Here is a 24874-nt window from a genome sequence, read left to right as displayed (position 1 = left end):
CGGTACGGATTCGGGGCAGGGAGGACGACGAGCGTGAACGAGCTCGTGACGGGCGAAGCGGTGGTGTTGGGACTGCGGCCTGCCCGGCTGCCGAGCCGGGCGCTGGCGGTCCTCGTCGATCTGGCGGTGACCTGGAGCGCCTATGTCCTGCTGTCGGTGGTGATGCTGAGCTCCACGGCGTCGATGGACGAGGCGGCGCGGGCCGCCGTGTCGGTGGCGCTGTTCGTGCTGGTGCTGGTCGGGGTACCGATCATCGTGGAGACGCTGAGCCGTGGCCGTTCGCTGGGGAAGCTGGCGTGCGGGCTGCGGGTGGTGCGCGAGGACGGCGGGCCGGTCCGGTTCCGGCACGCGCTGGTACGGGGCGCGATGGGCGCCATAGAGATCGTCCTGACGATGGGCGTGGTGGCCTGCATCGCCTCGCTCGTCTCGGCGCGCGGCCGGCGGCTCGGGGACGTCTTCGCGGGCACCGTGGTCGTACGGGAGCGGATACCCACCCCGCGCGGGATGCCGGCGCTGCCGCCCCCGCCGCCCTGGCTGGCGGCGGAGCTCGGCGCGCTGGACCTGTCGCGGGTGCCGGACGGCTGGTGGCTGACGGTACGCCAGTTCCTGAGCCGAATATCCCAGCTCGATCCGCAGGTCGGTGGTGCGATGGCGGCCCGTCTGGCCGGGGATCTGAGCGGCTGGACCGGGGCGTCGGTGCCCGCGGGCATGCATGCGGCGGTGTATCTGGCCGCGGTGGTGGGCGAGCGGCAGGCGCGGGAGGCACAGCGGGCGTTCGGGGCGCCGCTGGGGGCTCCGGGGCCGGTGGCGACGGGGGCTGCTTGGGGCGGGGCCCAGGCGGGGGTACAGGTGGGGGCTCAGGCTTGGGGCCAGACCGGGGGCGATGCGTACGGAGCTGGTTCAGCGTTCGGAGCCGGAGCGGGGAGTGTGCACGGCGGGGCACCCATGACCCCGGGGGCTCCGGCCGAATCCGTCGAGCCGCCCCTTACTACCGCGCCCGCCCCGGCGACGGGCGGCAACGAAGCGGGCAACGAAGGCGGCAACGGGGGCGGAGCCGAGACCGGAGACAGCAGCGGAGCCGGTTCCGAGACCTCCCCCTCCGCGGCTCCCCGAGCAGGCAGCGACGAGCGTCGTTCGGGTTTCGCGCCGCCCGTCTAAAAGCGCGACCGGCCCGCGCGGTGGCCGGTCAGGGAAAGGTCGAGGGCGGGGTTTCGAGGTCTTCGAGTTCGATGCCGGGGGCGGCCAGGACGACGTCGCCGGCGATGTGCACGGCGTGCTGTTCGCCGGTCTCCAGGTCATTGACCTGGTATTCGTCCGCCGTCAGCGGGCCGTTGTCAGTGGGGTGTGCTGTCCTGTTCACCAAGGCCCAGGACTGGTCGAGGGTGCGGGGCGCGAGGACGGGGGGTGTGAAGGCCACGAGGCGGGTGCGGACGGCTCCGGCGCCGGGGGCGGGGCGCAGCAGCCGGGCGGTGGCGACGAGGAAGGCGGGGGACGCGCCGGTGAAGGCATGGGCGGGGACGTTGCCTTCGGTGGCGTGGGTGCCGGTCGGGTCGGTACGGACCCAGGTGACGCCTTCCAGGGCGGCGCCGCGGACCTGCCAGCCGCCGGCGTGGAGTTCGAGACGGATGGGGCGGCCGAGGTCGTCGAGGGTGAGGTCGACGGAGCCCGCGTGGTCTCCGGAGGGGGTCGTGAGCTGGGAGACGTAGCGCCAGCCGGAGGGGCCGGTGGCGCAGTGGAAGTGTTCTTCGCCGAGGGGGGTGTGGTCGTGCGGGTCGTAAAGGGAGTATCGGCCGCGGGGCATGGGGGTCCTTGGTCGGGTCCGGTGGTACGGGTCAGGCCCCCGCCGTGGTGCTGGGCGGGGGCCTGGATCACCGGCTGCCGGTGGTGGTGCCCGGCGTACGCGGCGGCGGGCCGGGCACCGGGTGCGCGGGGATCAGTAGCGGTAGTGGTCGGGCTTGTACGGGCCCTCGACGGTGACGCCGATGTAGGCGGCCTGCTCAGGGCGGAGGGTCGTGAGCTTGACGCCGAGGGCGTCGAGGTGGAGGCGGGCGACCTTCTCGTCCAGGTGCTTGGGCAGGACGTAGACGTCGGTCGGGTACTCCGCCGGCTTGGTGAACAGCTCGATCTGGGCCAGGGTCTGGTCCGCGAAGGAGTTGGACATCACGAAGGAGGGGTGGCCGGTCGCGTTGCCCAGGTTGAGCAGGCGGCCCTCGGACAGCACGATCAGGACCTTGCCGTCGGGGAAGGTCCAGGTGTGGACCTGCGGCTTGACCTCGTCCTTGACGATGCCGTCGATGGCGGCGAGGCCGGCCATGTCGATCTCGTTGTCGAAGTGGCCGATATTGCCGACGATCGCCTGGTGCTTCATCTTGGCCATGTCGGAGGCCATGATGATGTCCTTGTTGCCCGTCGTGGTGATGAAGATGTCGGCGGTCTCGACGACCTCGTCCAGGGTGGTGACCTGGTAGCCGTCCATGGCGGCCTGGAGGGCGCAGATCGGGTCGATCTCGGTGATGATGACGCGGGCGCCCTGGCCGCGCAGCGACTCGGCGCAGCCCTTGCCGACGTCGCCGTAGCCGCAGACGACGGCGGTCTTGCCGCCGATGAGGGTGTCGGTGGCGCGGTTGATGCCGTCGATCAGGGAGTGCCGGCAGCCGTACTTGTTGTCGAACTTCGACTTGGTCACGGCGTCGTTCACGTTGATCGCCGGGAAGAGCAGCACACCGTCGCGCTGCATCTCGTACAGGCGGTGCACGCCGGTGGTGGTCTCCTCGGTGACGCCGCGGATCTCCGACGCCAGCTTGGTCCACTTCTGCGGGTTCTCGGCGAGGGTGCGGTTGAGGAGCTCCAGGATCGCGCGGTGCTCGTCGTTCTCCGCGGTCTCGACGGCGGGGGCCTTGCCGGCCTTCTCGTACTCGACGCCCTTGTGCACCAGGAGCGTGGCGTCGCCGCCGTCGTCCAGGATCATGTTCGGGCCGCCGGTGGGCGAGTTCGGCCAGGTCAGCGCCTGCTCCGTGCACCACCAGTACTCTTCGAGCGTCTCGCCCTTCCAGGCGAAGACCGGGACGCCCTGGGGGTCCTCGGGGGTGCCGTTCGGGCCGACCGCGATGGCGGCGGCGGCGTGGTCCTGGGTGGAGAAGATGTTGCAGGAGGCCCAGCGGACCTCGGCGCCGAGCGCGGTGAGGGTCTCGATCAGCACGGCGGTCTGCACGGTCATGTGCAGCGAGCCGGTGACGCGGGCGCCGGCCAGCGGCTGCGCGGCGGCGTACTCCTTGCGGATCGCCATCAGGCCGGGCATCTCGTGCTCGGCGAGGGTGATCTCCTTGCGCCCGAAGGCGGCGAGGGACAGGTCGGCGACCTTGAAGTCCTGGCTGTTGGCTGCGGTCGACATTCGGGTTGCTCCCGGGGTCGAGGGTGGTCGGCTGGCAGTCTGCGGCGCGGGCAGGTGGCGACGTTACCGCCCGGCGCTTCGCGCGGGCGGATGCACCGCGTACGCGGCACACCGTCCGAGGCGGCGTGCCGTACGGGCAGCACCTCAGGTCGTACTGGCGATACCCCGAGCCGTACCGGCCGTGCACGTCGCCGTACGGGCCGTGCACGTCGTACGGGCGGTACCGCGTGGGCGGACCCACCTCTCCCCCGGCCGCAGCGCAGTCCGTCGGAGGCCCTCTCTCCCTCGGCCGGCCCGCGGGACGGGCCGCCCGACCGCCATCAGCAGCGACGTCTGGCACTGGTCACGAATCTACACCGATCGCCCCGGGGAACCCCAGCCCGCCTATGGACTTCGTGCGCGTGCGGACGGGCGCGCGGACCGCCGGACGGTGCGGGTGCGCAGGTCGCGGGGCGCCGGCCGGGACCGGAGTGGCCTTCGGCACTGTGCACCCGTCCCTTCGTATTGCAGGATGCGGACAGCGCGTGGACACTCGCACGTCACCCCGCGCGCACGTCCGTTAGGAGAACCACGTGACCACCAGTCCAGCCGATCCCCGCGAGGGTGCGGGGACGGGCGGGCGAGCGCTGAAGCTGCTCGCAGTGACCGCCTGCCCGACCGGCATAGCCCATACGTACATGGCCGCCGAGAAACTGAGCCAGGCCGCCGAGTCGCTCGGCCATGCGATGAAGGTGGAGACGCAAGGGTCGATCGGGGCCGAGAACGTTCTGTCTGACAACGATGTCAGAAACGCGGACGGGATCATCATCGCCGCGGACAAGGACGTCGACCCGGCGCGCTTCGTCGGCAAGCGCCTGCTGGTGGTGGGCGTGGCCGAGGGCATCCGCCACCCGGAGGAGCTGATCGAGCGGGTGCGGAGCGCGCCGGTGTACGGCGCGGACGGGGACGGAGGCGCGACCGGGTACGAAGGCGGGGACGGGTATGCGGGCGGCGCGGCCGGTTCCGGCGGCGGGGGTTCGGTTGCCTCCGGTTCGGACGGGGACGGTGCGGGCCGGGCGGGATCGGGTGGCGCCGGTTCCGGGCGGGGCGGTTCCGGGAGAGGCGGATCGGGCGGCGCGGTCGGTTCGGGCGGGGCCGCCCGGCGGGGCAAGGAGCGCAGCCTCGCGTACAAGGCGCTGATGAACGGGGTCAGCTACATGATCCCGTTCGTCGTGGTCGGCGGGCTGCTGCTGGCGCTGTCGCTGGCGGTCGGCGGGCACCCGACGGCGAAGGGGCTGGTGATCCCGGAGGGCACGTTCTGGGCGCACGTCAACGACATCGGCACCATCGGCTTCCAGCTCATGGTGCCGATCCTGTCCGGCTATATCGCGTACGCGATCGGGGACCGGCCCGCGCTGGTGCCGGGCATGATCGGCGGCTGGATAGCCAACACCGGCGAGCTGTACGGCTCCGAGGCGGGCGCCGGGTTCATCGGGGCGATCGTGACCGGCTTCCTGGCCGGGTACCTGGTGATGTGGATCAAGAAGGTCCGGGTGCCGCGGTTCGTCCGGCCGATCATGCCGATCATCGTGATCCCGATTGTCGCGACGGCGGTGCTCGGGCTGTTCTTCATCTACGTCCTCGGCAAACCGATCTCCTGGGTGTTCACGCATCTGACGGACTGGCTCAGCGGGATGACCGGCACCAGCGCGATCGTGCTCGGCGCGGTCCTCGGCCTGATGATCGCGTTCGACATGGGCGGGCCGGTCAACAAGACGGCGTTCCTCTTCGGTACGGGGCTGATCGCGACCGGCAACCAGACCGTCATGGGCATGTGCGCCGCCGCGATCCCGGTGATGCCGCTCGGCCAGGGCCTGGCCACGCTGATCCGTCGGCGCCTGTACTCCGAGCAGGAGCGGGAGACCGGCATGGCGTCGCTGTTCATGGGCCTGTTCGGCATATCGGAGGGCGCGATCCCGTTCGCGGCGGCGCGGCCCGCGCAGGTCATCCCGGCGAACATGCTGGGCGGCGCGGTGGCCGGTGCCGTGGCGGGCATGGCCGGGGTGACGGACGCGGTGCCGCACGGCGGTCCGATCGTGGCGGTGCTCGGCGCGGTCGGCGGAGTGCCGATGTTCTTCGTGGCCGTGGCGATCGGCTCGGTGGTGACGGCCCTGGCGACGGTGGCGCTGGTGGACATATCGGACCGTAGGAAGGAGCGAGCGGCCGGTTACGGGGCGAGCCGGACGGCGGACCAGTCGGCGAGCCAGGCGGCGAGCCAGGCGACGGACCAGTCGGCGAACCCAGGAACGGGCCAGGCGGCGGGCGGGGACCCGACCGCGGCGCCCGGGCCAGCGCCCGAGGCGACGTCCGAACCGGCACCCGTACCGACGCCCGAACCGGTCCTCGCCGGAGTCGGCGCCACAGCAAAAGCTACAGCAACAGCCGCAGATACAACGGCGGGTGCTACGACGGGTGCAGCGACAGGTGCAACAACGGATACAGCGGCGAACGCAGCCGCGGGAACCGAGCGGAACTCGACGCCCGTACCGGCGCAGAACACCGAAGCCGCTGACAACACCCCCGCTGACAGCGGCCCCACAGAAGACGACACCCCCACCGCCCCCAACACCCCTGCCACCCCCGAACCCGGCCCCGAACCCGACCCCAAGATCCTCTCCGGCTACCTAACCCCCCACACCGTGCGGCTCCGCCTGACCGCCGGCACCAAGGAAGCCGCGATCCGGGAGATGGCGGAGCTGGCGGCGCGTACCGGCAAGGTGGCGGATGTGGAGGAGCTGGTGCGGGTGGCGCTCGCGCGTGAGGCGCAGGGCACCACCGGCCTCGGCGAGGAGATCGCCATCCCGCACGCCAAGACGGACGCGGTGACCGCGCCGGTCGTCGGCTTCGCGCGTTCGGGGGAGGGCATCGACTGGGACTCGCTGGACGGTACGCGCGCCAGGCTGGTGTTCATGATCTCGGTGCCGGAGGCCGCCGCGGGTGACGAGCATCTGCGCATCCTGGCACTGCTGTCGCGGAAGCTGATGGACGCGGACTTCCGGGCCCGGTTGCAGAGCGCGCCGGACGAGGCGGCGGTCCTGCGGGTGTTGAGCGAGGTCGGCTGACCGAACCGTACGGCCAAGGCCATACAGGCGAACCGCACAAACGAGGCCGTACGAACAAGCCGAAGGGCCCCGCACCCCACCAGGTGCGGGGCCCTCCCCGTAAAACAGCAGCCCATAGCAGGAGAACGGACTCCCGACGGGTCCCCTCAGATCCCCCCGGGCGTCTTCGCCGGATCATCCCCCGCCGCAGCAGCCGACTCCCGGTAGATGTCCGGCTCCAGGTAGATCACGCGGGCGATCGGGACGGCCGCGCGGATGCGTTCCTCGGCGGCGTTGATGGCGTCCGCGACCTCCTTCGCCGTGTCGTCGTGCTGGACCGCGATCTTGGCGGCGACGAGGAGTTCCTCCGGGCCGAGGTGGAGGGTGCGCATGTGGATGACGCGGGTGACGGTGTCGCCGTCGACCACGGCCGCGCGGATCTTGGCGACCTGCTCCGGGCCGGCCGCCTCGCCGAGCAGCAGCGACTTGGTCTCGGCGGCGAGAACCAGGGCGATCAGGACGAGCAGGGCGCCGATGCACATGGTGCCGATGCCGTCCCAGACGCCGTTGCCGGTGGCGAGGGTGAGGCCGACGCCGCCGAGCGCGAGCACCAGGCCGATCAGCGCGCCGAAGTCCTCCAGGAGGACGACGGGGAGTTCGGGGGCCTTGGCGCGGCGGATGAACTGGGCCCAGCTCTGCTGCCCGCGCAGCTCGTTGGACTCCTTGATGGCCGTACGGAAGGAGAAGCCCTCGGCGATGATCGCGAAGACCAGGACGCCGACCGGCCAGTACCAGTGCTCCAGCTCGTGCGGGTCGTGGATCTTCTCGTAGCCCTCGTAGAGGGCGAAGACGCCGCCGATGGTGAACAGGACGATGGAGACGAGGAAGCCGTAGATGTAACGCTCGCGGCCGTAGCCGAAGGGGTGTTCCTCGGTGGCGGCGCGCTTGGCCTTCTTGCCGCCGAGGAGCAGCAGCCCCTGGTTGCCGGAGTCGGCGATGGAGTGGACGCCTTCGGCCAGCATCGAGGACGATCCGCTGAAGGCGAAGGCCACGAACTTCGCCGCCGCGATGGCCAGGTTGGCGCCCAGCGCCGCGACGATCGCCTTGGTACCGCCTGATGCACTCATGGGTGGCGCGTTTCCCTTCCGTCGAACGGCCGCGGTGCGCAGCCTGTTCCGAGGCCGCTGCGTGGGCGGCTTTACGAACCCTTTAGGCGGGTCATTGTTGCAGCCCGCCCCGGCGGCCCTTCCTCAGGCCACCAGCGTTGCCCGGAAGACGGTGCCCTCTCCGGTGAGTTCCACGCGTTCCCCGGCCCGTACGAAGACCGATTCGCCCGGGGCGAGCGTCGCAGCGGTGTCCGTACCGGAGCCGTCGGCCCCGGAATCCGAGCCGGACCGCACCGTCACCTTCCCCGCCGTGCACAGCAGGATCTGCGGCGTGCGGTCGTCGAGCGGGTGGGGTGCGGTGCCCGGGGCCAGGACGAAGCGGGAGAGCCGGAATTCGTCGGTCGGGGTCCCGTAGACCTCCTCGCCCGACGCCGTGGCCTCCTCGGGGCGCAGCACCCCGGCGTCGCGGGGTTCGAAGCGGACCACGCGCAGCAGTTCCGGTACGTCGACGTGCTTGGGCGTCAGGCCGCAGCGCAGCACGTTGTCGGAGTTGGCCATCAGTTCCACGCCGAGGCCGCCGAGGTAGGCGTGCGGGATGCCGGCGCCGAGGAAGAGGGCTTCGCCGGGCTGGAGGCGTACGTGGTTGAGGAGCATGGCGGCGAGCACGCCGGGGTCGCCCGGGTAGTGGTGGGCGATGGCGGCGTAGGCGGCGCAGGCGTCGGCGTACGGGCCGTCCTCGGCGGCCAGGCGGCGGGCGGCGGCCGCGGCCTGTTCGACGGTTTCGGCCGTCTCGGCGTGGTCGGCGCTCAGTACGGCGGTGAGTACCTCGCGCAGCGCGGCGTCCGCCGGGGCGGCGCGCAGGATGTCGGCGTACGGCTTGAGGGCGCTCACGCCGAGCGCTTCCAGGAGGGCGGCGGTTTCGGCCGGGTGGCGGAAGCCGCAGAGCCCTTCGAAGGGGGTGAGGGCGCAGATCAGTTCGGGCTTGTGGTTGGCGTCCTTGTAGTTGCGGTGCGGGGCGTCGAGGGGGACGCCGCGCCGTTCCTCGTCGGCGTAGCCCTCCTTGGCCTGGTCCAGGTCGGGGTGGACCTGGAGGGAGAGCGGGGAGCCGGCGGCGAGCAGCTTGAGCAGGAAGGGGAGCCGGGGGCCGAAGGCGCGGACGGCGTCGGGGCCGAGTTCGCGTTCCGGGTCGGCGGCTATGACGTCGGCCAGCGAGACCGGGCCGGCGCCGCGGTCGGTGCGGGAGGGGGCGCCGGGGTGGGCGCCCATCCACATCTCGGCCTGCGGTTCGCCGGTGGGCTCGGTGCCGAGGAGTTCCGGGAGGGCGGTGGTGGAGCCCCAGGCGTAGGGGCGCACGGTGTTCGTGAGGCGGTCCATGGTGGCGGGGTTCCTGACTTCTCGTGCCCGTCTTCGTGCGGGCTGCTCGCATGTTCCGAACCGTACGGGGCGGGACGTTTCTGCTCGGCGGGGCGCAGGTCCGGCGGACGGCCGGATGCCCGGCGGACGGCCAAGCGCCCGCCGCCCGGCCGCGGGCCGGTCCCGTGTCCCCGCGGTCACCCGCCCGCAGTCATGATCCCTTGGTCCCGGCGAGCCCCAGGTAAACGGCGGCGAAATCCGTGATGGCGAGGAGTTCGGCGGCCTTCTCCAGGTCGCTGCCGTCGTCCGGCTCCAGTTCGCTGACCGGTGTGTCGTGCTCCAGCACCAGGTCGCGGGCGGCGGGCGCGGCGGAGAGCGGGCCGGGCGGCTCCTCGCGCAGCAGGACGACGCGGGCGTGCAGGGCGGTGGGCTGCTCGACGCGGTCGCGGAAGAAGTCGTCCGGGTCGGCGCCGGCCGCGAACGGTCCGGCGAGCAGCGCGCCGTGCGTGGTCATCGTCTCGGGCAGTTCGCCGGCGAGCGCGGGCCGGCCGGCGAGTCCGGCCAGTACGGTCGCGAAGTGCCGGCCGACGGCCCCGGCGACGAGACCTTCGGTCCAGATCAGCGGCAGCGCGTCGGCGAGTTCGGCGGCGAGCGTCTTGGCGGGGTTGGAGTACGTACCGACGGCCGGGCCGCAGCGTTCGGCGACCTGGTCGAGGCGGTCGGCGAGCTGGGCGAGCGCTTCGGGCGTGGCGCTGAGCAGGCCGATCCGGTCGGCGAGTGCGAGCAGCGGGGTGAGCAGCGACCAGAGGGTGCCGGGGGCGGCGGGCGGCGCGCCCTCCACGTCGAACTCGGCGTCGTACGGGGTGGTGGCCAGCGGGACGGTCAGGCCGCGGGCCTGGACGACGGCGTCGGCGAGCGGGCCGCCGGCGGGGCTGACGGCGACGATCGAGCAGCCGCGGCGGTAGGCCTGCTCGACCAGCTGCGCCAGGGCCGGGTCGCTGCCGTCCGGGGCGGTGATCAGCAGCAGGTCCAGGGGCCCGGACCAGCCGGGCAGGGTCCAGCGGAGCGCGCCGGTGCGGGGCGCGACGCCGGTGGGCCGGATGAGGGTGACCGGGCAGCTGCCGCCGCCGAGGGCGCCGAAGAGGTCGGCGACGCAGGCGGCGGCCGGTCCCGGGCCCGCCACGAGGACGGTGCGGGGCCGGCCGTCGGGCCGCAGGTCGGTGATGCCGGACTCGGCGGCGTTGCGGGCCGCCGTGCGGACCCGGGCCCCGGATTCGGCGACGCCGCGCAGCAGTCCGAAGCGGTCGGCGCCGGCCAGCGCTTCGGGTGCGTCCAAGAGGGACTCGTCGAGCATGGTGTGCGCTGCCTCCGATCGCCGGTACGGGCGGGGTGGGGTCCGGATCGGCTCCGGCGCCCGGGTCAGGCGGGGCGCCGTGCCTCGTCCACCAGGAGTACGGGGATGCCGTCGCGGACGGGGTAGGCGAGGCCGCATGCGGTGCCGGTGCACTGCAGCTCGGCCGGGTCGGCGTCCGACCGGTCCGCCAGCGGGGCGTGGCACGCCGGGCAGGCGAGGATCTCGATCAGGCTGGCGTCGACCGGCATGGGGGCTTCTCCTTCGGCGTGAATACGGCACTTGCCAGCCTACCGCCGGGACGGGGCGGGGACGCGGCGCAGGTGGGGGCCGGTGGCGGGACATGCCCGGCCACCGGCCCGTCGTCAAACGTTCAAGAACGTTCAGGCGCATCCGGGAACGTTCAAGGACGGCCGGAACCGTCCGGGACCGTGCCTCAGCCCCGTACGATCCCCAGCACCTCGTCCCGCACCCGCTCGACCGTCTCCCGGTCCCGGGCCTCGACGTTCAGGCGGAGCAGCGGCTCGGTGTTGGAGGGGCGCAGGTTGAACCACCAGTCGGCGGTGGTGATCGTCAGACCGTCCAGTTCGTCCAGTTCGGTGCCCTCGCGGCCCTCGTAGGCGGCCCGGACGGCGGCGAGGCGGCCCGTCTGGTCGTCGACGGTGCTGTTGATCTCGCCGGAGGCGGCGTACCGGTCGTACTGGGCGACCAGCTGGGACAGCGGGCCGTCCTGGCCGCCGAGCGCCGCCAGGACGTGCAGGGCGGCGAGCATGCCGGTGTCGGCGTTCCAGAAGTCGCGGAAGTAGTAGTGCGCGGAGTGCTCGCCGCCGAAGATGGCGCCGGTCCGGGCCATCTCCCCCTTGATGAAGGAGTGGCCGACGCGGGTGCGGACGGGCGTGCCGCCGTTCTCCTTGACGACCTCGGGGACGGACCAGGAGGTGATGCAGTTGTGGATGACCGTGCCGCCGGGGTACTTGGCCAGTTCGCGGGCGGCGACCAGGGCGGTGATCGCGGACGGGGAGACCGGTTCGCCGTCGCCGTCCACGACGAAGCAGCGGTCGGCGTCGCCGTCGAAGGCCAGGCCGATGTCGGCGCCGGTCTCGCGGACGCGGGCCTGGAGGTCGGTGATGTTCTTCGGGTCGAGCGGGTTGGCCTCGTGATTGGGGAAGGTGCCGTCCAGCTCGAAGTACAGGGCGTCCAGTTCGATCGGGAGCCCTTCGAAAACGGTGGGGACGGTGTGGCCGCCCATGCCGTTGCCGGCGTCCACCACGACCTTCAGGGGGCGGATGCCGGTCAGGTCCACCAGGCCGCGCAGGTGGTCGGCGTAGTCGCCGAGGACGTCGCGCTGGGTGATGGTGCCGGGCCGGTCGGCGGGCTGCGGGCCGTCCCCGTCGCGCCACTGCTCGACCAGCGCGCGGATCTCGGCGAGGCCGGTGTCCTGGCCGACCGGCGCCGCGCCCGCGCGGCACATCTTGATGCCGTTGTACTGGGCGGGGTTGTGCGAGGCGGTGAACATGGCGCCGGGCAGGTCCAGCGCGCCGCTGGCGTAGTACAGCTGGTCGGTCGAGCACAGCCCGATCTCGGTCACGTTCGTGCCGCGCGCCGCGGCGCCGCGGGCGAAGGCCCGGGACAGGCCGGGCGAGGAGGGCCGCATGTCGTGCCCGGTCACGATCGCGGCCGCTCCGGTCACCTGGGCGAAGGCCGCCCCGAACAGCTCGGCCAGCGTTTCGTCCCACTGGTCGGGGACCACACCGCGCACGTCGTACGCCTTCACGATCTGCGACAGATCAGTCACAGCCAGCCCTCCTGATGTCATGACGGGGTCCCAAACCTACCCGTACGCGACCGGAGGGAGGCTTGAGCGTGCGGGGCCCGGCCCGCCCGGAACTTCTTGTGTCCCGTGCGGCGCCCGCCAATCGCGCCGCCGCCGGCCGGCGGCCCGTTCCCCTACGGCAGCATCCACCCCAGCACGTCCGTGCTCTGTCCCACCACGATCAGGCACATCACCAGCAAAAGTCCCAGACTCCACGGCAGCACCCTGCGCAGCAGATCGCCCTCGCGGCCGGCCAGGCCGACCGCGGCGCAGGCGATCGCCAGGTTCTGCGGGGAGATCATCTTGCCGAGGACGCCGCCGGAGCTGTTGGCCGCGGCGAGCAGCACGGGCGAGAGGCCGGACTGCCGGGCCGCGGTGACCTGGAGGGCGCCGAAGAGGGCGTTGGCGGAGGTGTCGGAGCCGGTGACGGCGACGCCGAACCAGCCGAGCACCGGCGAGAGGAAGGCCAGTCCGGCGCCCGCGGCGGCGACGAAGTGGCCGATGGTGGCGGCCTGTCCGGAGAGGTTCATGACGTAGGCGAGGGCCAGGACGGCGGTGACGGTGAGGACCGCCAGGCGCAGTTCGCTCACGGTCGCGGCCCATTCCCGTACGGCGGTGGCGGCCCGTACGCCCAGGACGGGGGCGCTCAGCGCGCCGGCCAGCAGCACCAGCGTGCCGCCGGCGGCGAGCAGCGGCAGGGCGAAGGTGTTGCCGGCGACCGGTGTGCCGTCCGGGCCCGCGACGTCCAGGAAGGGCCAGTCGAAGGTGCGGGTGGCCCGCGCGAGGAGGGCCTTGACGGGCGGGAGCTGGGCGAGGGAGAAGACGGCGACGATGAGGGCGTACGGGGCGTAGGCGCGTACGACGTCGGCGCGGGAGTCGCGGACGTCCAGGTCGGCGCTGCGGGCGCCGGTCAGCACGGCGGCCCGTACCGGTTCGGCCGCGGGTCTGCGGGCTCCGGGTACGGCGATCAGCGCGGCAGCTCCGGCGAGGGCGGCGCCGATGTCGGCGAGCTGCGCGGAAACGTAGTTGGCCGCCGCGAACTGCACGGCGGCGAAGGCCAGTCCGCAGGCCAGCGCGGGCATCCAGGTCTCGCGCAGCCCGCGCCGCCCGTCGACCAGGAACACCAGCAGCAGCGGTACGACGAGGGCGAGCAGCGGGGTCTGGCGGCCGACGACCGGGGCGACGGCGTCCAGCGGCAGGCCGGTGACCTGGGCGAGCGTGACCACGGGCGTGCCCATGGCGCCGAAGGCGACCGGCGCGGTGTTGGCGACGAGCGCGACGACGGCGGCCCGTACCGGCGCGAAGCCGAGCGCGACCAGCATCACCGCGCTGATCGCGACGGGCGCCCCGAACCCGGCGAGCGCTTCGAGCAGCGCGCCGAAGCAGAACGCGATGACCAGGGCCTGGACGCGGGGGTCGGCGGAGAGGCCGGAGAAGGAGCGGCGCAGGACGTCGAAGTGCCCGGTGCGGACCGTCATCCGGTGGATCCAGAGGGCGTTGACGACGATCCACAGGATGGGGAAAAGCCCGAAGAGCGCGCCCTGCGCGGCGGCGGACAGCGCCTGCCCGGCGGGCATGCCGTAGCCGAGGCAGGCGGTGGCGAGGGCGACGGCGAGGCCGGCGAGCCCGGCGCGGTGGGCGCGCATCCGTACGGCGCCGAGCAGGACGAGGACGGTGACCAGCGGCAGGGCCGCGACGAGCGCGGACAGGGCGAGCGAATCGGCTACGGGCTCCAGCGGCTGTACGAACACTCGGCCTCCCGGGCCTCCCGGTGGACAGCTTCAGACAGCTCCCCCGCCGCTTCCGGCATGCGGAAGCGGATCACCCGGGAGTGGAGGCATGGTGGTGTCCGCGCCGAGGCGGCGTCAATGCCGCGTACGGAAGTGCCGACGTGCGAAGGACGCGGAAGTGCCGGAGTGCGCACGGGCCGTGGCCGCCCGCGCGCCGACGGCGGTCCTCGAAAATCCGGCGGCCGTCCCCAGGGATCCGGTGACCGTCCTCAGGAGTCCGGCGACCGCAGCACCCGCAGATGCCCCCGGCGGGCGACCTCCATCGGGTGCGCGTCGCGGCCGTTGGGCCCGGAGACCTGGGGCGCGCTGCCGCCGCCCGCGGCGCGCTCCTGCGGACGGGCGGCCTCGCGCACCGCGTTGGCGAGCGCTTCGAGGTCGTCGCCGCTGGGGCGGGCCGGTCCGGCGTCGGTGGCCAGGCGCACGACCTCCCAGCCGCGCGGCGCGGTCAGCCGCTCGGAGTGCTCGGCGCACAGGTCGTAGCAGTGGGGTTCGGCGTAGGTGGCGAGCGGTCCGAGCACGGCGGTCGAATCCGCGTAGACGTACGTCAGCGTTGCGACGGCGGGGCGGCCGCACGCAGTGCGCGAACAGCGACGTACAGGGCTCACGACGTTGGACGGTACCGCACTCTTGAGCGGGCCGCGATGACTCTCCACGACCTCACCCGACCGTGTCGTCCTGGTTCGTCCGGTGCGCCTGACCTGCGGGCGCCAGGCCCGGCCCACGGGGGAAGCACTGCGCCGGACGGCGCAGGGGGTCAAAACCCGTCACGACTGTGTGCATTTCGTGTCATTCCTCATGCTGTTCACGGTCCGGCGCATGGTCGCGAACGGACGTAACGAGCCTATGACCGGTCACTCGCCGACATGGCACCGGATCCGCCGCTCTCCCGCGCCGCCCGCCCCCGGACGGTTACGCTCGGTTCTGATGGACAACCCCGTACCCCCTCCGGCCGACGCCGGGGGGACCCCTGCCCCGGCCGGCACCGGCGGGACCACCGCGCCGGGCGGCGCCGGGCGAAGCCCCGCACCGGCGGAGCCGCGCCCGCGCCGCCGCGACCGCCACGGCCGCGGCATGCGCGGCCCGGTCGCGCCGCCCCAGGTACCGCTCTCCGTGAGCCGCGCGGACGCCTTCGTCGACCTGGTCTACGACTCACGGGACCGGCTGGAGCGGCGCTGGCCCCAGCTGGCGGACGTCGACTTCCTGGTGGTCGAGGTGCCCGGGTTCGGGCCCGACGGGGCCGCCGGGCTGCCGGACGACGAGGAGACGGTGCCGCTGGGCCGGCTGCTGCCCGCCGACGGCGACCGGCGGGACCAGGTGCTCGTCTACCGCCGCCCGGTCGAGATCCGTACGAAGAACCGCGACGAGCGGGCGCTCCTGGTCCACGAGGTCGTCGTGGAGCAGGTCGCCGAGCTGCTCGGCCTGGCACCGGAGTCGGTGGACCCGCGGTACGGCCAGGACTGAGACCGGGCGGGCGCCGGGGCGGAGCCATCGGCCCCGCCCCCGCCCTCACTTCGTCAGCAGCGAAAGGTCCTCCCCCGCCGTCGGCACCACGACCGTCCCCCGGTCGTCCGGCAGCGTCTGCACGGTGAAGGCCGGGAGGCCGCCCTGCGGCAGGGCCAGGGTGCGGGCCGCGTGGACCGGGCCGCTGCCCGCCTCCGGGGTGACGGTCAGCGCGTAGGAGCCCTTGAGGCCCTGCGGGCGCGGCGGCTCGACGGCGAGGGTGCTGCCGCCCTTGACCGTGTACGTCTTGGAGACCGGCGTACCGCCCCCGCTGCCCGCCGAAGCGGTGACCGTGACCTTGGCGTCCTTGCCCTTCTCCGGCGCGACCAGGGACAGCGTGCTGCCCTTGTCCCGGTTGTCGGCGGCGGTGGCCCGCTCGCCGACCGGCCGCGTCGCCGGGATGAAGGCCATCTCCTGCTTGTCGCCCTTGCCGCGGGTGACCCGGAGGGCCGCGGTGACCGGTGCCGAGGAGCCGTCCGCCGGGGTGAGGACGAGCGAGCCCGCCTCGCCCTTGGTGAGGTCCTTGAGGTCGGCGGTCGTGGTCATGCCGCTCTTGACGTGCAGGGTCTCCAGTCCGGCCGGGGTGATCAGGCCGTTCGGGGTGGCCAGCTGCACCTTCAGGTCGGCGTCCGACTTGCCGGGCGCGACGGCGACGAGGTGGACGGAGGTGGCGTCGGCCGGGATGCCGGGCAGCACCAGGCCGGGCGCGGGATCGGCCGCCGCGGACAGCCAGTCGCCGCCGAGCTTGGCGTCGGCGGCCTGGACGGACGCGCCGACCCGGCCCTCGCGGGCGGTCACGTGCAGCGCCGCGTCCTGGGTGGGCGTGCCGGTCAGCGTGGAGAGCAGCACCGGCACGGTGGCGTGCGGCGGGACGCTGATGTTCTCGCCGGAGGCGGACTGTATCGGGCCGTCCTTGCCGCGCAGGTCCAGGTCGACGACGGCCGGGGTGTTGTCCGGGTTGGTGAGGTGGACGTAGTCCTGGCGGTCCTTGGCGGTGCTCACGCCGGGGAACCAGAAGTCGGTGTCGGGCGCCGCGCAGGACAGGCCGAGCAGGCCGCGTCCGCTGCCGGCCGCGATGCTGGTGGTCTGCTGGACGGTCCAGCCGGGCGCGAGGGCACCGTCGGCGGCGCCGACGAGGGCGGGCGCGTCCGCGCGGTCCGTGGTCGCGGTGACCGGCGTGCCGGGCTGTTTCAGGGGCGCGACGGGCTGGGCGTCGGCTTGCGCGCCCTGCCCGGCGTCCTTGCCTTTTCCGTCCTGCGGCGGCTTCCCCTTGCCGTCCTGCTGCTTGCCGGGCTGCGCGGGCAGCAGTCCGGCGGTGCCCTGGGCGCCCGCCTTGCCGCCCGTCCCCTTGGGCGTGAAGGCGGTGTACGTGGTGTCGCCGACCTCCGAGGAGGTGGGCGGCGGGCACAGCAGCGCGGACCGCTCGACGGGCAGCCGGGTGCCGCCCTTGGCCGCGCTGTCCCGCGGCGCGTCCGGGGCGGCGACGGCGGCGACGCCGGTGACCGCGCCGAGCGCCGCGGCCACGCCGATCAGGGACATGATGGTGCGCTTCACTGCTGGTCGCTCCCGTCGCGGCGGGGCTCGGGGTAGGAGCCGGGGTACGTCGTGCCGTCGCCGTAGGGCAGCTGGTGCGGCGGCTGCTGGGGCTGCTGGCCGTAGTGGTACGGGTCGTAGGCGCCGGGCTGGTACGGGCCGACGGCCTGGTCCGGGTCCGGCGGGTAGGGGGCGGTGCCCGGGTACGGCTGGCCGTACTGGTCCTGGCCGTACGACGGCGCGCCCGCGTCCTGCCCGTACGGCGGGGCGTCCTGGCCCTGCCCGTACGGCGGCTGCTGCGCGCCCTGGTACGGGTCGCCCGCCTCGTAGGGCTGCTCCTGCCCGTAGCCGGGCTGCTGTCCGTAGCCCTGCGGGTCATAGCCCTGCTGCGGGTCGTAGACCTGCTGCTGCGGGACGGCCGCGTACGGGTCGGCGGTCTGGCCGGCCATCGGGTCGGGGTGCTCGGCGCCCGCGGGCGCCATCGGGTCGGGTACCGGCCCGTCGCCGGGGCGCGGCGACGGGACGCCCGCTTCCGCGCCTTCGGGAGCGCCGGCGGCCTGCGCCGCGCGCAGCCGCCGGGCCCGGCGGCCCTCGCCCGCGGCGGCCGGCGCGGCCATCGCGGCCACGCCGTCCTCGGGCAGGTCGTCGTCGATCTCCCGGCGGCGGCCCGGCAGCGCGAGCACCACCAGGACGACGGCGAGCAGGCCCTGGGCCCACAGCCACAGGGTGTGGCCCATGGGGTCGTCGTAGGTGAGGTCCAGGCGCCCGCCGGTCGCGGGCAGCTCGAAGCCCTGCGCCCAGCCGTCGGCCTTGACCGGCTTGAGCGCCTTGCCGTCGAGGGTGGCCTGCCAGCCCGCGTCGGCGGCGTCGGCGAGGCGCAGCACCCGGCCGTCGGGGCCGTTGGGCAGGTCGGTGTGGGCCTCGACCGGTCCGGCGGCGACCGGGACCGGCGCGGCGGCGCGGCCCGCGCGGGTGCCGTCCTTGGTCTCCGACGGCACGATCGTGACGCGCGCGACCCGCTGGTCCACGCGCCACAGGGCGCTGCCGTCCTCCTGGCTGAGCCGGGTCAGGCCGGGCGTGGCGTCCAGGACGCGGCCCATCTCGCGGGGCGCGCCGTCGCGGACCAGGACGTAGCGGATCGCGTAGCCGCCGAGCTGGTTGGTCTGGTCGGCGCCGGAGCCGGCCACGAGGTTGGCGACGATGCCGCCGAGCCGCTTGTCCTCGCCGGTCTCCGCGGCGATGTCGGCGGCCCCGAGGCGCGCGCCGGAGCCGCGTACCAGGGTGTACGCGACGTGTCCGGCGTCGCCGTCGAGGATGAGGGTGCGGGCCCGGTCGACGGAGCCGGAGTCCTCGGCGACGAACGCGGGGACCTGGACGGCGGCGCGGCGCTCCAGCGGCCCGGCCGCGCCGGTGATCATCCAGCCGGCCGCCGCGTACAGCGGGGCGATCAGCGCGGACAGTGCGATCAGCACGGCGACCGGCTGCTTCCAGCCGAAGCCGAGGGTCTCCATACGGGCGCGGACGCCCTCGGCGCCGACGGCGGCGGCGCACAGCAGCGCCAGCCCGTAGACGAGGACGCCGGGTCCGGCCCACGCGGAGCGGTTGGCGAGGACGGCCAGGAGCAGGCCGGTCACGGCGACGGCCCAGGCCGTACGGACCGCGAACTGCCGGTCGGCGCGCAGGGTGGCGGCCAGCGCGGCCAGCACGATGCCCAGGAGCAGCACCCCGCCGGCGGCCTTCGGCCCGCCGGGGCTGATGCCGACCAGGTCCAGGACGGAGGCCGGTCCGGCGCCCAGGTCCAGTCCGGCTTCGCGGAAGAAGCCGGCGGGGTGGGTGAGCAGGGACAGCGACCAGGGCGCGAGGACGATCAGCGGGGTGACGGCGACGGCGAGGAAGCGCAGCGCGTACGGCAGGAGCAGGCCGCGGTTGCCGTCGAAGGCGCGCAGCACCAGCAGGCCGAGGCCCAGGGCCACGGCGGCGGGCCAGACGACCGGGGTGAAGGCAGTGGTGAAGGTGAGCAGCAGCGCGTACGCCCAGGCGGCGCGCCAGCTCGGCCGGGTGCCGGGGGTCAGCCGCAGGCCGCCTGCGGCGACGGCGGCGCGGGCCATCGGCGGCAGCAGGACCGCCAGGACGGCGGTGCCGATGCGGCCGCCGGCGAGGGCGCCGGTGACGGCGGGCAGGAAGGCGTAGACGACGCTGCCCCAGGCGCGCAGCAGGCGGGAGGTGACCAGCGGCCGGGAGGCGAAGTAGGCGCTCAGTCCGGCGAGCGGTACGGAGCACACCAGCAGCACGGTCATGGCCAGGCCGGTGTTGCCGAGGAAGAAGGTGGCCGCCAGGGCGAGGATGGCGAGATAGGGGGGTGCGGCGGCGGTGCTGCCGGTGCCGGTGGCGTGCCAGCCGTCGAGGTAGCTCGACCAGAGTTCGCCGAGGCTGTCCGGGACCGGCAGCAGGGCGCCGCCGGTGAGGGCGCCGGAGCCGAGCAGGGAGCGGCAGGCGACGAGGGAGACGACGAGCAGGACGAGGAAGAGCACCGGGGCGGGCTGGCGGGCGATCCGCTTGAGCCGGGCGAACTGCTCGATCTCCAGGTAGTCGGCGTCGTCGCCGCCCGGCCCGGATTCGACGGCGCCGTGCCGTCCCGCGGAGGCCGCTTCGGGCGCCGAGCGGCCGGCGAGGTTGCCGGCGACCTGTTCGACGGTGGCCCGTACGGTCGCGCCGGGCGGTGGGAAGAGGGGCCGCAGTTCGCTCGCTTCGACGGCGGGCCTGCCGCGTTTCCTGCGCGCGGCGAGGATCGTGCCGGGGCGCAGCAGGGTGCCGAAGAGTCCGGCGAGTTCGTCGAGGGCCTGGCCGGGGACCTTGCCGACGAGGTAGGCGAGGACGCGCAGCAGGGTGCCGAGGACGATGCGCAGGGCGACGTACGGCAGCAGGACGCCGCGGGTGTTGGCGAGGAGGGTGTAGACGGCGCCCGCCTTGTCGACCCGGTGGGGGCCGGCGACGGAGCGGCCGACGCAGTCGATGGGGCGGCGTTCGCGGGCGGCCGCCTCGGCGTGCCGCAGGACCGCGTCGGGGGCGACGAGGACCTGGTGTCCGGCGGCCTGGGCGCGCCAGCACAGGTCGACGTCGTCACGCATCAGGGGCAGTCGGCGGTCGAAGCCGCCCAACTGCTCGTACACGTCGCGCCGGATGAGCATGCCCGCGGTGGAGACGGACAGCACCGGGCGGACCTGGTCGTGCTGGCCCTGGTCCTGTTCGCGGCGGTCCAGGCCGGTCCAACGGCGGCCGCTGCGGGCGATGCTGACGCCTGCTTCGAGGAGCTGGCGGCGGTCGTACCAGCTGCGCAGCTTGGGGCCGACGATCGCGGTGGAGGGGCTGGCGTCGGCGACCCGCAGCAGTTCGGTGAGGGCGCCTGGTTCGGGCGCGCAGTCGTCGTGCAGCAGCCACAGCCACTGGACGGGCTCGCCGTGCGGCAGTTCCGGCAGGTCGTAGGCGTCGTCGCGCCAGGTGCGGCCGACCGGGTCCCAGCCGCTGGGGCGTTGCAGGTACGGGAGGTCGTCGGGGCCGAGGACGGGGGCGGCGCGTACGGCCTCGTCGACGGCGGTGCCGAAGCCGGAGCGGCGGGCGAGGTGGAGCACCCGGTCGTCGCCGAGGGCTTCGCCGAGCAGCCGGGCGGAGCCGTCCGCGCTGCCGGTGTCGGCGCCGACGATCTGCTGTGGCGGGCGTTCCTGGCCGAGCAGCCCGGCCAGCGCGTCGGGCAGCCAGCGTTCGCCGTCGTGCGAGACGAGCACGGCGGTGACGACGTGCCGGGGGAACTCTGGGGTGCCGTCGTGGTACTGGGCGGCGGCTTGCGCGGCCTGGGCGGCCGGCTGACTGTGCAGGGACATCGAGGTAGGGGCCCTCCCCGGGGGTCTCGGGGTCCTCCCCCGGCATAGCGCTCGCTGTGGACTGCGACGGACGGCGACGCGGTGCGGGCGACGGCACGTCCCGTGGCCGGGTTGCCCGTCTGGGCGTCGGTGCGCCTCGGACGCGGCCCCACACTAATGGTTCCGGGCGGCGGGTCCGTCGGCCGCGTACACAGGCGTCCGCCTCCGGCGGGTGGGAGCCGGAGGCGGATCGTTGTCTATGGAGAGATTTGGGGGAGTTGGGGAGGTGCTGTGGCCCGTCGGCCGGGCCGTGCGGCCGGACGTCAGACCGCTGCCTTCTTGAGCCGGCGCCGCTCGCGCTCGGACAGTCCGCCCCAGATACCGAAGCGTTCGTCGTTGGCGAGGGCATATTCGAGGCATTCGGAGCGGACCTCACACGCGAGGCAGACCTTCTTGGCCTCGCGGGTGGAGCCACCCTTCTCCGGGAAGAAGGATTCGGGGTCGGTCTGGGCGCACAGCGCGCGCTCCTGCCAGCCGAGCTCCTCGTCCGCCTCTTCGACCAGCAATTCCTGGAACAGCTCGGTCATGTGCGCCCCTCGTCTGTCTTTGCGTCCCCGTGATGCAGCCGTTACCGATGACGGCTGAACGACACGAGTGAAATTACAAGTGTGCCGATCCGGGCCAGTCAAGCCGAGATCTGCTATTGGGCCCCTTATTCACTCTGCGGAACCAAGCCTATGCAGAAAGTGTTCAAATCGGCAAAAAACAGGACACTTCCTCAGCCGTATCACCCGTAACTTCCTTCTCACTCCCAAGGACGCGACGGGCGCCGCAGCCGTTGCACCTCGCGCACCGAAGCGGGCCGGATCACATTCAGGTCACGAGAGCGCAACGGCGCGCAGGGGCGCGCGGATGTCGGCCGTCTGCTCCGAACCTCGTTTGCACAAACCTTTCGCCGGGCGCAGCAACCGGATGAGGTGAAACATCTCGCCCAAACCCGGCATCCGGTTGACACGGCGCCGAGTACCCGGTCTCCTTACATGCATGCCAGCGATTCCTGCGCTCCGCCTGACCCGTGCCTACGGGTCCCGCTGCGCTGCCCAGGCCCGCTGTCGCTGTTCCAGCTGTTGACGCCACCGAGCTCCAGCTTTCTTCCCCGCAGCACCCCGCCGCACGGCTCCCGTGCCCGCCGCCCGCATCCCGCGCGGCCGAGCACCGCTTTCGCGACATCCGATCCGCGCCACCCGAGCACCTTGCCGAGGAATCCCCGTTCATGAACAGCGACGTCCAGATCGCCGGCGACCCGCTCGCCATTGCGCATCTGCTCCCGCCCGTCCCCGCCCACCCGGCCACCGTCGCCGGCTTCGCCGGGCTCGCCCGCGACATCGCCGCCGACCGCGCCGCCTGGGCCCCGCTGGTGCGCTACGACGCCACCACCCGCTGGTACCACCGGCTCCGCGTAGGGCCGGGCTACGAGGTCTGGCTGCTGTCCTGGCTGCCCGGCCAGGGCAGCGGGCGCCACGACCACGGCCCCTCCTCCGGCGTACTGACCGTGCTGGAGGGCGAATTGAGCGAGCACACCACGTCCGGGCACCGCACGCTGGCGGCGGGCGCGCAGCGCGTCTTCGCCCCCGGCTACGTCCACGAGGTCGTCAACGACACCCTGGCACCGGCGGTCAGCCTCCACGTCTACTTCCCCGGACTGACCGAGATGCCCATGCACAGCGCACGCTGCGCGGCGGGCGCCTCCCACGAGCAGGTCGCGCCCTGACATGCTGGCCCCATGCGCATTGTGGTTCTCGCCGGCGGCATCGGCGGCGCCCGCTTCCTGCGGGGTCTGAAAGCAGCGGCGCCGGACGCCGACATCACGGTCATCGGCAACACCGGTGACGACATCCACCTGTTCGGGCTGAAGGTCTGCCCGGACCTCGACACCGTGATGTACACGCTCGGCGGCGGCATCAACGAGGAACAGGGCTGGGGCCGGGCCGACGAGACGTTCCGGGTGAAGGAGGAGCTGGCGGCCTACGGGGTCGGGCCCGAGTGGTTCGGGCTCGGCGACCGGGACTTCGCCACCCACATCGTCCGTACGCAGATGCTCGGCGCCGGCTACCCGCTCAGCGCGGTGACCGAGGCGCTGTGCGCGCGCTGGAAGCCCGGGGTGCGGCTGCTGCCGATGTCGGACGACCGGATCGAGACCCATGTGGCCGTGGACATCGACGGCGAGCGCAAGGCCGTCCACTTCCAGGAGTACTGGGTACGGCTGCGCGCCTCGGTCGACGCGCAGGCGGTGGTACCGGTCGGCGCCGAGCAGGCCAAGCCCGCGCCGGGCGTGCTGGAGGCCATCGCCGAGGCGGACGTGGTGCTCTTCCCGCCGTCCAACCCGGTGGTGAGCGTCGGCACGATCCTGGCGGTGCCGGGTGTGCGCGAGGCGATCGCGGACGCCGGGGTGCCGGTGGTCGGCCTGTCGCCGATCGTCGGCGACGCGCCGGTGCGCGGCATGGCGGACAAGGTGCTGGCGGCGGTCGGCGTCGAGTCGACGGCCGCGGCGGTGGCCGAGCACTACGGCTCCGGGCTGCTGGACGGCTGGCTCGTGGACACGGTGGACGCCGCAGCGGTGCCCCGGGTCGAGGAGGCGGGCATCCGCTGCAAGGCCGTACCGCTGATGATGACGGACCTGGACGCGACGGCCGCGATGGCCCGCGAGGCGCTGGCGCTGGCCGAGGAGGTCCGCGGATGAGCGACCCCGGTGCCGCCGCCCCCGCGTACCGGGTGTGGGCGCTGCCCGGCATCCCCGAGGTGCGGCCCGGCGACGACCTGGCCAAGATCATCGCGGCCGCGGCGGCCGGTGCCGGGCTGCCCGGTCTGGCCGACGGCGACGTGCTGCTGGTGACCTCGAAGATCGTCAGCAAGGCGGAGGGCCGGATCATGGAGGCCGCCGACCGCGAGGCGGCCATCGACCAGGAGACGGTACGGGTCGTGGCGCGCCGCGGCACGCTGCGCATCGTGGAGAACCGGCAGGGCCTGGTCATGGCGGCGGCGGGCGTGGACGCCTCCAACACCGCGGCCGGAACCGTGCTGTTGCTGCCCGAGGACCCGGACGCCTCGGCCCGCGCGATCCGCGACGGGCTGCTGGCCGCGCTGGGCGTGCGCGTCGGCGTCGTCGTCACCGACACCTTCGGGCGGCCGTGGCGCAGCGGGCTGACGGATGTCGCGATCGGCGCTGCCGGGGTACGGGTGCTGGACGACCTGCGCGGCGGCGTGGACGCGTACGGCAATCCGCTCAGCGCGACGGTGGTCGCCACCGCCGACGAACTGGCCGCGGCGGGCGACCTGGTGAAGGGCAAGGCCGAGGGGCTGCCGGTCGCGGTGGTCCGCGGCCTGCCCCACGTGGTGCGCGACGGCGGTACGGACGAGGCCGGCGACGGGGACGACGCCGGGGCCCGGGACCTGGTGCGCACCGCCGAGAACGACATGTTCCGGCTGGGCACCTCCGAGGCCGTACGGGAAGCGGTGACCCTGCGGCGTACGGTCCGCGAGTTCACCGACGACCCGGTGGACCCGGGCGCGGTCCGGCGCGCGGTCGCCGCCGCGGTCACCGCGCCCGCACCGCACCACACCACGCCCTGGCGCTTCGTCCTCCTGGAGTCCGAGCGCTCGCGTACGGAACTGCTGGACGCGATGCGGGAGGCGTGGATCGCCGACCTGCGCGGAGACGGCTTCAGCGAGGAGTCGATCGCCAAGCGGGTGCGCCGCGGGGATGTGCTGCGCAATGCGCCGTACCTGGTCGTGCCGTGCCTGGTGATGGACGGCTCCCACACGTATCCGGACGCGCGGCGCAACGCCGCCGAGCGGGAGATGTTCGTCGTCGCCAACGGCGCGGGCATCCAGAACTTCCTGGTCGCGCTGGCCGGGGAGCGGCTGGGCTCGGCGTGGGTGTCCTCGACGATGTTCTGCCGCGATGTCGTACGGGACGTGCTGGGCCTGCCGGCCGGCTGGGACCCGATGGGCGCGGTGGCCGTGGGCCGCCCCGCGGCACCGCCCCGGCCGCGCCCGGCGCGCGCGGGCGACGACTTCGTCGTGGTGCGCTGAGCGTTCGT

Annotated in this window: 18 protein-coding genes; 6 read left to right on the top strand and 12 right to left on the bottom strand. The window is 73.7% G+C overall.

The window, feature by feature from the left end:
* Positions 1–33 precede the first annotated feature (33 nt).
* Positions 34–1158 (top strand): RDD family protein, encoded by a 1125-nt coding sequence (locus CP984_RS24965; RefSeq protein WP_003985900.1) that lies wholly within the window; start codon positions 34–36, stop codon positions 1156–1158.
* A gap of 28 nt (positions 1159–1186) precedes the next feature.
* Here the strand turns inward: CP984_RS24965 and CP984_RS24960 are convergent, their stop codons facing one another.
* Together CP984_RS24960 and ahcY are read right to left on the bottom strand one after the other, a co-directional pair.
* Positions 1187–1801 (bottom strand): hypothetical protein, encoded by a 615-nt coding sequence (locus tag CP984_RS24960; protein ID WP_003985901.1) that lies wholly within the window; start codon positions 1799–1801, stop codon positions 1187–1189.
* Between the two features lie 132 nt (positions 1802–1933).
* The gene (ahcY, locus tag CP984_RS24955) at positions 1934–3391 is read right to left on the bottom strand and encodes an adenosylhomocysteinase (protein ID WP_003985902.1); all 1458 of its coding nucleotides are present in this window, start codon (positions 3389–3391) and stop codon (positions 1934–1936) included.
* Positions 3392–3963: 572 nt separating this feature from the next.
* Here ahcY and CP984_RS24950 point away from each other — a divergent pair.
* On the top strand, positions 3964–6492 hold the full coding sequence (locus CP984_RS24950) for a fructose-specific PTS transporter subunit EIIC (RefSeq protein ID WP_003985903.1): 2529 nt from the start codon (positions 3964–3966) through the stop codon (positions 6490–6492).
* A gap of 146 nt (positions 6493–6638) precedes the next feature.
* Here CP984_RS24950 and CP984_RS24945 read toward each other — a convergent pair whose 3' ends face one another.
* From CP984_RS24945 to CP984_RS24915, 7 genes are all read right to left on the bottom strand, one after another.
* Positions 6639–7598 (bottom strand): cation diffusion facilitator family transporter, encoded by a 960-nt coding sequence (locus CP984_RS24945; protein ID WP_003985904.1) that lies wholly within the window; start codon positions 7596–7598, stop codon positions 6639–6641.
* Between the two features lie 123 nt (positions 7599–7721).
* Positions 7722–8951 (bottom strand): mannose-6-phosphate isomerase, class I, encoded by a 1230-nt coding sequence (gene manA, locus CP984_RS24940; protein WP_003985905.1) that lies wholly within the window; start codon positions 8949–8951, stop codon positions 7722–7724.
* Between the two features lie 190 nt (positions 8952–9141).
* Positions 9142–10284, bottom strand: coding sequence for an SIS domain-containing protein (locus CP984_RS24935; protein WP_003985906.1), 1143 nt, complete (start codon positions 10282–10284; stop codon positions 9142–9144).
* Between the two features lie 65 nt (positions 10285–10349).
* Positions 10350–10532: a Trm112 family protein gene (locus CP984_RS24930; RefSeq protein WP_003985907.1), complete on the bottom strand. Its 183-nt coding sequence runs from the start codon at positions 10530–10532 to the stop codon at positions 10350–10352.
* Positions 10533–10717: 185 nt separating this feature from the next.
* Complete coding sequence (locus tag CP984_RS24925; RefSeq protein WP_003985908.1) at positions 10718–12076, bottom strand: phosphomannomutase/phosphoglucomutase; 1359 nt, start codon at positions 12074–12076, stop codon at positions 10718–10720.
* A 152-nt stretch (positions 12077–12228) separates the two neighbouring features.
* Positions 12229–13845 (bottom strand): L-lactate permease, encoded by a 1617-nt coding sequence (locus CP984_RS24920; RefSeq protein ID WP_003985911.1) that lies wholly within the window; start codon positions 13843–13845, stop codon positions 12229–12231.
* Between the two features lie 248 nt (positions 13846–14093).
* Entirely contained in the window at positions 14094–14537 is a 444-nt protein-coding gene (locus CP984_RS24915) for a DUF3499 domain-containing protein (RefSeq protein WP_078575828.1), read from the bottom strand.
* A gap of 271 nt (positions 14538–14808) precedes the next feature.
* Here CP984_RS24915 and CP984_RS24910 point away from each other — a divergent pair, with 271 nt between their 5' ends.
* Positions 14809–15345 carry a metallopeptidase family protein gene (locus CP984_RS24910; protein ID WP_226048696.1) on the top strand — a complete coding sequence of 179 codons (537 nt, stop codon included), beginning with the start codon at positions 14809–14811 and terminating at the stop codon, positions 15343–15345.
* A gap of 45 nt (positions 15346–15390) precedes the next feature.
* Here CP984_RS24910 and CP984_RS24905 read toward each other — a convergent pair whose 3' ends face one another.
* The 3 genes from CP984_RS24905 to CP984_RS24895 form a co-directional block, all read right to left on the bottom strand.
* Positions 15391–16938: a DUF5719 family protein gene (locus CP984_RS24905; RefSeq protein ID WP_030184358.1), complete on the bottom strand. Its 1548-nt coding sequence runs from the start codon at positions 16936–16938 to the stop codon at positions 15391–15393.
* Positions 16935–20795 carry a glycosyltransferase family 2 protein gene (locus CP984_RS24900; RefSeq protein WP_030184357.1) on the bottom strand — a complete coding sequence of 1287 codons (3861 nt, stop codon included), beginning with the start codon at positions 20793–20795 and terminating at the stop codon, positions 16935–16937. The genes CP984_RS24905 and CP984_RS24900 overlap by 4 nt, the downstream gene beginning before the upstream one ends.
* 302 nt (positions 20796–21097) lie before the next feature.
* Positions 21098–21361, bottom strand: coding sequence for a WhiB family transcriptional regulator (locus CP984_RS24895; protein WP_003983763.1), 264 nt, complete (start codon positions 21359–21361; stop codon positions 21098–21100).
* Between the two features lie 686 nt (positions 21362–22047).
* Between CP984_RS24895 and CP984_RS24885 the strand changes: the two genes are divergently transcribed.
* From CP984_RS24885 to CP984_RS24875, 3 genes are read left to right on the top strand one after another with little or no spacing between them, the layout of a single operon-like run.
* The gene (locus tag CP984_RS24885) at positions 22048–22545 is read left to right on the top strand and encodes a cysteine dioxygenase (RefSeq protein ID WP_003983764.1); all 498 of its coding nucleotides are present in this window, start codon (positions 22048–22050) and stop codon (positions 22543–22545) included.
* A gap of 12 nt (positions 22546–22557) precedes the next feature.
* On the top strand, positions 22558–23514 hold the full coding sequence (gene cofD / locus CP984_RS24880) for a 2-phospho-L-lactate transferase (RefSeq protein WP_003983765.1): 957 nt from the start codon (positions 22558–22560) through the stop codon (positions 23512–23514).
* Positions 23511–24866: a coenzyme F420-0:L-glutamate ligase gene (locus CP984_RS24875; protein ID WP_003983766.1), complete on the top strand. Its 1356-nt coding sequence runs from the start codon at positions 23511–23513 to the stop codon at positions 24864–24866. The genes cofD and CP984_RS24875 overlap by 4 nt, the downstream gene beginning before the upstream one ends.
* Positions 24867–24874 lie beyond the last annotated feature (8 nt).

The sequence above is a fragment of the Streptomyces rimosus genome (assembly GCF_008704655.1).
Classification (GTDB): Bacteria; Actinomycetota; Actinomycetes; order Streptomycetales; family Streptomycetaceae; genus Streptomyces; species Streptomyces rimosus.
This window is presented reverse-complemented; position numbering and strand designations above follow the sequence as displayed.

Bases quoted from the DNA above. Each gene is read 5' to 3' on its own strand.
- CP984_RS24935 (WP_003985906.1), bottom strand. From the start codon at position 10,284: ATGCTCGACGAGTCCCTCTTGGACGCACCCGAAGCGCTGGCCGGCGCC.
- CP984_RS24885 (WP_003983764.1), top strand. From the start codon at position 22,048: ATGAACAGCGACGTCCAGATCGCCGGCGACCCGCTCGCCATTGCGCAT.
- CP984_RS24895 (WP_003983763.1), bottom strand. From the start codon at position 21,361: ATGACCGAGCTGTTCCAGGAATTGCTGGTCGAAGAGGCGGACGAGGAG.
- CP984_RS24930 (WP_003985907.1), bottom strand. From the start codon at position 10,532: ATGCCGGTCGACGCCAGCCTGATCGAGATCCTCGCCTGCCCGGCGTGC.
- CP984_RS24875 (WP_003983766.1), top strand. From the start codon at position 23,511: ATGAGCGACCCCGGTGCCGCCGCCCCCGCGTACCGGGTGTGGGCGCTG.
- manA (WP_003985905.1), bottom strand. From the start codon at position 8,951: ATGGACCGCCTCACGAACACCGTGCGCCCCTACGCCTGGGGCTCCACC.
- ahcY (WP_003985902.1), bottom strand. From the start codon at position 3,391: ATGTCGACCGCAGCCAACAGCCAGGACTTCAAGGTCGCCGACCTGTCC.
- CP984_RS24945 (WP_003985904.1), bottom strand. From the start codon at position 7,598: ATGAGTGCATCAGGCGGTACCAAGGCGATCGTCGCGGCGCTGGGCGCC.
- CP984_RS24960 (WP_003985901.1), bottom strand. From the start codon at position 1,801: ATGCCCCGCGGCCGATACTCCCTTTACGACCCGCACGACCACACCCCC.
- CP984_RS24910 (WP_226048696.1), top strand. From the start codon at position 14,809: ATGGACAACCCCGTACCCCCTCCGGCCGACGCCGGGGGGACCCCTGCC.
- CP984_RS24900 (WP_030184357.1), bottom strand. From the start codon at position 20,795: ATGTCCCTGCACAGTCAGCCGGCCGCCCAGGCCGCGCAAGCCGCCGCC.
- cofD (WP_003983765.1), top strand. From the start codon at position 22,558: ATGCGCATTGTGGTTCTCGCCGGCGGCATCGGCGGCGCCCGCTTCCTG.